The 6,721-nt window shown below is 55.1% G+C and carries 5 protein-coding genes and 2 pseudogenes; 2 read left to right on the forward strand and 5 right to left on the reverse strand.

Annotation, left to right across the window (positions count from 1 at the left end):
* Window positions 1-1,253: 1,253 nt before the first annotated feature.
* A protein-coding gene (locus MUU53_RS22765; RefSeq protein ID WP_247262884.1) for an IS3 family transposase occupies window positions 1,254-2,443 on the reverse strand; the annotation gives its coding sequence in 2 pieces (ribosomal slippage) (window positions 1,254-2,191 and window positions 2,191-2,443; 1,191 coding nt in all).
* Between the two features lie 13 nt (window positions 2,444-2,456).
* On the opposite strand from MUU53_RS22765, the gene MUU53_RS22770 reads away from it, so the two are divergent.
* Together MUU53_RS22770 and tnpB are read left to right on the forward strand one after the other, a co-directional pair.
* Window positions 2,457-2,792, forward strand: a complete 336-nt coding sequence (locus tag MUU53_RS22770) for a transposase (RefSeq protein WP_247262885.1) — start codon at window positions 2,457-2,459, stop codon at window positions 2,790-2,792.
* A pseudogene (gene tnpB, locus MUU53_RS22775) lies at window positions 2,789-3,140 on the forward strand (IS66 family insertion sequence element accessory protein TnpB). The gene MUU53_RS22770 and the pseudogene tnpB overlap by 4 nt, the downstream one beginning before the upstream one ends.
* Before the next feature lie 134 nt (window positions 3,141-3,274).
* Here the strand turns inward: tnpB and MUU53_RS22780 are convergent.
* The 4 genes and pseudogenes from MUU53_RS22780 to MUU53_RS22795 all read right to left on the reverse strand — a co-directional run.
* On the reverse strand, window positions 3,275-3,859 hold the full coding sequence (locus MUU53_RS22780; RefSeq protein ID WP_247262886.1) for a hypothetical protein: 585 nt from the start codon (window positions 3,857-3,859) through the stop codon (window positions 3,275-3,277).
* A complete protein-coding gene (locus MUU53_RS22785; RefSeq protein ID WP_247262887.1) occupies window positions 3,856-5,184 on the reverse strand; it encodes a PAAR-like domain-containing protein in 1,329 nt (442 codons plus the stop codon). Before MUU53_RS22785 ends, MUU53_RS22780 begins: the two co-directional genes overlap by 4 nt.
* A gap of 154 nt (window positions 5,185-5,338) precedes the next feature.
* Complete coding sequence (locus tag MUU53_RS22790; RefSeq protein WP_247262888.1) at window positions 5,339-6,454, reverse strand: DUF2169 family type VI secretion system accessory protein; 1,116 nt, start codon at window positions 6,452-6,454, stop codon at window positions 5,339-5,341.
* 10 nt (window positions 6,455-6,464) lie between these two features.
* Window positions 6,465-6,721 (reverse strand): annotated as a pseudogene (locus MUU53_RS22795) (type VI secretion system tip protein VgrG); the annotation flags it as partial.

Raw genomic sequence — 6,721 nt, forward strand, 5'->3', positions numbered from 1 at the left:
GAAAAACAGGCCGCATGAGGCCAGATTGAAACCCAAGACGCTCCCGAAAACTGGAGGGAAGTGAGGGCTCAGGTCAATCGACACCAAGCAAAGCGGCAAACTCCTCTTGTGACTTCCCTTCATCGGAGCGGAACTGCGTCAGTCGTTGCCCCATCTTCTGAAAATGTTCTTCTAAGGTATCCATAAAAAATGTCTTCCGATTAAGAGGAAAGCCGGGGAACAGGCTGGGATCCTCTCGCGCAACCAACAGCCGCTCGATGTGGCTTTCAATTGCTTCGTCATCAGAAACGCGCGGTTCAATAAATTCGCTTCGTGAGTTGTCATTGAATGACGGTTCAATATCACTGCTGGCGGGCCATTGACGCGTCTATGTCTTCTGCTTTGGCACGAGTGGTTCGTTGTTCATGTACCCCATACTGATTTTGGGGTGGCATAAAAACAGTAACCTCCAATCCTCTCATTCGCATCGACAGTTTTCAACGCCCTAAATTCTTTGACAAGTTTGTCTGCAAGACATAGGTTGAAATCATCTATCTGGAGTAGATTGGAATCAATTTGCATTTTTCTATTCTGGACAAAGAAGCACGCAGTCTGCGCTTTCCACGAGAATGTAACGCTGCCAATAGAAATGGCAGCAAACCCTGAAATTCGTTGATATCAAATATATGTATACTCTTCTGAAATTTCTGATGAATCTCCTATCTGGAGTTTTTTCATTTAGCTTATTCATTTCGATTGGGCTGTTCGTTGCCGTTATATTCAGTATCTCTACTGGAATCCCCGTATACATTCCGGCTATTGCTTCTTTTATTTTGATAGTTTTTATAAATCCAACAAAAATTATAAGAAATTATAAGAAGAATAATCGTCGATATAAATAGTTTTAATTGTAGGTTCGTTTAATATGTCTTATAATCAGGTGTTTTCTCAATCAAAGTTAGAATTGATCTTTAATGGGGTCGCTGACGAATTAAACAATCTAGGTAACTATGTCGTCGACAATCTTGGAGAAGGTACGAAAAACGCAGGTAAGACACTTCAGTCGATTGGAGGCGCGCTTTCGGCAAATGGAACTGCGCGGGGTGCCGCATATGGCGAGTTATTGGACTTAACTGGAAAATGGCTCGAAAGTGGCTCAACAGCATATCTCGAAGGTATTTCTGCTGAAACTGCTGCCAAGATAGCCACTGACTTAGGCGTAGGATCCTTGGCTGGTAAAGCCCTCATAGCGGTCGTGACCTGCCACTGTATTTTCATCCGGCGGCGATTAGAGCCTCGGTGGTTTTGGTTACGCCAAATGGCGCGGTTTGAACAACCGGCGGAAACGCGTAGCCTTCAACTTGCGCAGCGTTGGAGCCGGTTGCGGCGATGAGCCCGGCATAGTCTGCCGGGGTCTGATATCCGATCGATGAGTGCGGCCGGAAATGATTGTAGTCGTTGGCCCATTCGTCGATGGCGCTGCGGGCATGATCGAGGCCAAAGAACAGGCTTTCGTTCAAGAGTTCGTCACGCATGCGACCATTGAAGGATTCGACGTAACCATTCTGCATCGGTTTTCCGGGCGTAATGTAGTGCCACTCGACCTTGTGATCTTTCGACCAGGCCAGGATTGCGTTTGAGGTAAACTCCGTGCCGTGATCGGAGACGATCATGCCGGGCTTACCGCGTCGTTCGATCAGCATCGTCAGTTCGCGAGCAACACGACGGCCGGAGATCGACGTGTCCGGGATTGCGGCGAGGCATTCGCGTGTGACGTCGTCCACGACATTGAGCACGCGGAAGCGCCTGCCACAGGCGAACTGGTCGTGGACGAAATCCAGTGACCAGCGGGCATTGGCCTTCACCTCGACCAGGATCGGAGTGCGTGTGCCGACGGCACGTCGTCGGGCCTTTCGCTTGCGGACCGAAAGGCCTTCATCGCGATAAAGTCGGTAGATGCGGTTGACGCCGGACGGCTCTCCCTCCCGCCGAAGCAGGATGAACAGTCGCCGATATCCGAAGCGTCGTCGCTCGTTGGCGAGATCGCGCAGCCGCGACCGCAGTTCGACTTCCGGCGGATGGCAGGACCGATAGCGGATCGTCTTTCGGTCAGCGGATATGATCTGGCAGGCCCGCCGTTCCGAAAGGCCCATGACGGACTTCAGATGCGCGACGGCGTCACGCTCGGCGGCAGGCCCTACCATTTTTTTGAAAGAAGCTCGCGAAGTGCAGCCACATCCACCATCTGCTCGGCCAGCAGCTTCTTCAGTTTGGCATTCTCTTCTTCGAGCGCCTTCAGACGCTTCGCCTCCGAGACTTCCATCCCACCGTATTTGGCTTTCCAGTTGTAAAATGTCGCCTCCGAAATCCCGTGCTTGCGCCACAGGTCAGCGGCTTTCGCCCCCGCTTCTTGCTCCTTCAGCACTGCAATAATCTGCTCTTCCGTAAATCTCTGCTTCTTCATTCGTCCGTCCTCAATGGGCCGGACTCTAATCCATTCTGGAGGAAATTCTCAGGGGCAGGTCACGGTCAACGAAGTTGCGCAGCGCTATGGATTGCGAGCCAACAGCCTTTCCACCTGGCGCACGATGGCACGGCAGGGCAAGCTGATCCTGCCAGCATCGGAGGATGCGGTGGAATTCGCGGCGGTGATCGTCGATCCGCCCGTTTCAGAACCGCCGCCTAAGGTGGTTGGTCGCGCTGAGATCGTCCACGGTCAAGTGATCATCCGTCTTGTGATCATCCGTCTTGAGGAAGGGGCATCTGTGGCCCGGATCGCTGCCATCGCGCGTGCCCTGGCGGCTGCGACATGATCTTTCCGTCAAACCGCGTGCGGATCATGGTGGCGACCAATCCCGTGGATTCCGCAAGGGTCATGACGGGTTGGCGGCTTTGGTCAAGAACGAGCTGCACAAGGACCCGTTCACCGGAACAGTCTTCGTGTTCCGGTCACGCAAGGCTGACCGGTTGAAGCTGATCTACTGGGATGGCTCCGGGATCGTCATGGCCTACAAACGGCTGGAAAGCGCAGCTTCACTTGGCCAGGCATCAAGGACGGCCTGATGACAATGAGCCACGCCCAGTTCGAGGCGCTGTTCGCGGGCCTCGATTGGCGGCCGGTTCATGCCGTCCAGACAAGAACCCCGCAAGCCATCGAGTAGCTGCGGCACGATGACTCAGCACGACAAATATGAGGAAAAATCGGCTCAGGATTTGATAGGTTCCGGGCATGCAGGACGCTGCCGATCTTCCCGATGATGTTGCTGCTCTAAAGGCGATGCTGATCGTGGCGCGGCTAAGCGAGGCGGCCAAGGACATCGCGATCTTTATTGTTGCTAGCAGCGGCAACCATCCAATCAAGATAACCTGGATCATCAAAATCCGGTACGCTTTCCATTAATTCACGGTGGAATTTGGGGTCGTAGAGAACGCTGTCCGTTAGTAAGATCCAGTCATTATTGCCTTTGCGGACATAGATCTGCCCCCCTTCTCCGCATGCATAAATGTGTGCCCCAATTTGCCTGATCTTCGTCAGACGGCCATACCCTTTGGCATCGGCGCTCCAACTGCCTGCACCTTCGATTTTTTCTCTAAAATTCTCTTGCCAATATGTGTGGTAGACGTCGCCTTCTGAGGACATCAATACAAAGTAGCCCTCGGGTGTAGGATGGTCGTCATTTTGAAAAACTGTCATCGACTGGATATGGAATTGAAAGTCCGAATAGGTCCAATTCTGCGGTGGTGGATCAATGCTATCATAGCGATAAAAGCGACCATCGGGATCAAAAGCCTCGGCTGTATCGCGAACCGCGACCATCGCGAGTGTTACACCCGAGCGTGCGCAGGCACGGGTTAGTTCGAGGGGCAGACTCTTCTTCATGGTTTGACATTGGCTCCTGCAACAGCTCCAGCCTTGAGGGCGGACACAGTCTCTTCGGGAAGGGGTGGATATTGCTTTGCTCGTAACAACTGATTTGGATTTTTCCCTGCGAATTGCTCGGCCATGGCTGTCAGGATTTGTTTGGCGCAGTCTGGGCGCACCTTTATCATAGCCAACGAAGATTCATTCCTCACCTGACTGAGCTTTGCAGTGAAGAGTGGATTTGAATTTTTTCCTATATCTTCAATTGCTCTGTCTGCCAGATGACCTTCCCAGTGCTCCGTCTCTTCTTCGCGCGCATTTCCCACTACCCAGATGGCCATTCCATCATTAAGGCTCGGCATGTTTGGGATGCGATCACTGATCCTGCTGCGAGCTCCGGTTCGAAGCGTCCAGTCCGGCACGATGTGATGGGCCTGCATTCCATACTGGCCGCAGATGTTTTTCATCTTTGCGTAGCGGTCAACCTGACACTTCTTGCGATATTCCTCGCGCTCATCAACACGCACTGTTTCCGACTGCGGTATGGCTTGCGGTCGTCGTTGTCCGTCTTCCATTTTGCGTTGGGCGTGGTGGAGCCTTTCCCCGTTGAACCATTCGGAGATTGCATCGCTACTGACACCCTGTTGCTCCAGTTCGCGTGCCCGCTTGAACAATGCCTCCTCAAAATCGTCCTGGGGCATTTCATCGTGCCAGGGCATGGCGGTCGATGCTGGCCACATTCCCGCAACGAATGCGGCAACGGGACCGGCGAAGCGGCCGAACGTGCCTAACCTCGCCAGCCATTTTCCAAGAGGCGCTTCCGGAACCGGTGGCGGACGGTTCCATTGCGGGACGTTTGGACGAATGACCTGACCTGGCGGCCGTGGGGCAGGCGCAGATGGCGTGGGAACCGTCTGCGGCGCGATCTGTGGTAGGGCCTGCGCATATTGTGCGCCCATGATCAGCGGCTCGGGCGAGGCGTCGCTCATTACCCGGCCTTCGTCCGAACTATTCTGCCACCTCAGCGACCCCGGCACGGGATCGTCGTCCACTGGTGGCTCGTAGGTCTTTGTGCTGCGGACGAACTGTGCCTCGCCCACGGTATTGCCGCTGTTCATCTTGAAGCGATCGAGGTGGCGAATGACGTGGGAACCTTCGGCGCACACCTGATCGGCATGGCCGATGGGCTCGCAGACGCTTTCCACCGTGCCGGATTTGATGCCCTTCCTGGTGCCGGGAGCATCGCCATGCACATGGGTTGTGCGCGAGCGCATGACCATGGCCTTCTTGCCGGTGAAGCGGACGGAAGGTGTGTAGTTGTCATCGTGGCCGCAGAAATCCACGATGGGGTAGGGGATTGGAACAACGACCTTGCCGATGGGGGTGAGAGCGAGACGATCCTGGCCTCGTCGATATCACGCAGGCCCTCACGGGGTTTCTGTGTGGTCCATGGTTGCGGGTGGCCGGGTTCGCCGATGTAGGTGTCGCGGGGGATGCTCATGCCGTTTGCCTCTCGGCATGAGCTTGCTCCGATACAGGAGCCCTCAAGCGCACGCGGGTCAGTGTCAGCTTCGTCTCGCCTGCTTCGGGAAGGGGAAAGCGGACGCGCCAGGTCAAGAGAATGCGCCCGTCACTGCGCCAATCGAACTGAACGCCGTCCAGGTTCAGAACATACCATTCATCCCGGTCTTCACGCTGGCAGTGAACGCCGAAGGTCAGGTCTGGCAATCTTCCTCTGGCAAGAGGGTAATCGCGATGCAGATTACGCAGTTCATAGTCCTCATCACCCAGCAGGTGAGGAGCCGCAATCAAATCCGGGTGCGCTGCCTGCCAGAACCTCTCGTCGAAATCCCGAGGCAAAAGCGGATGCCGTTCTTCCGCCCAGGCATCGTCGTAGATTCCGGTATGCTGCTGACGCGAGTGCCACCACGGCGAGACAAGACCGAACCCTTGTGGGGCAGGGCTGCTCTTCCAGTCGATCTTTTCGTCCGGCGCTGTGATCTGTGGTGCGCGCACCGGAGGGGTGTCGTGCGGCATCTTGAGATTGACGATACCGCAGCCGAGCGGATTGCGCCTCTCGACATCGGCAGGAGTATCGGTCTCATCATCACCCGTACCCGGGATGGTGCCACCATACGCATTGGTCCAGCAGACGGAGACCTTGCGCGTTGGCTCTGGATTGGTCAGCGTCCAGTCGCTGACAACACGCTTGGGTTCTCTTGCTGAAAAGCCCGCCCACTTTTCCTTTATCACCGGTTTCCAGAAGCGTTGGCCACAGACCTCAATCTGTTTGGAAACATCGCCAACCCGGATTGCAGCCTGCCACGATGTCTCCGGTTCCTTCGACGGTGACCACGCATTTCCAAGAAAACTGATGTCGGTCGCGGGCTTGTCGGGGGTCAGGTCACTCTGCCGGAGAAGGACGGTTTGATGAGGATCGCCCGCGTAGGCATCTTCCCATTGGAAGCTTTCCTGCTCACGAGCGATTTCCATGACCCCGTCTTGCACATGTGTGAAGGTGCCGCGCACAGAGACGATGCAATCCAGAGCGCCCTCTTTGTCGAATTGGCGAAAGGCCATTGCCGGAAAAGGCAGGAGGTTGTCGAGATCCACGGCACGTCCCTCAATTCATGTCGATGGGCTTGCCACGAAGCTGGAAATGATCCGTCGCTATGAAATTGAAGGTCTTTCCCAGAATGATGACCTCGCCGTTCGCCTTCATGATGAACTTGGAGTCCCCACACTCGATGACGAATTCCTCGCCAACCGCGATCTTCTTGAACTTGCCCACGCTCTCCAGCGAGGTCTGGCCGACATTTGTGACCTTGCTGACGCCGATCTGCTCGGCGCGGGCGACGCCGATGCTGTCGGATTTGAAGG

Source organism: Affinirhizobium lemnae (assembly GCF_022968395.1).
Classification (GTDB): domain Bacteria; phylum Pseudomonadota; class Alphaproteobacteria; order Rhizobiales; family Rhizobiaceae; genus Neorhizobium; species Neorhizobium lemnae.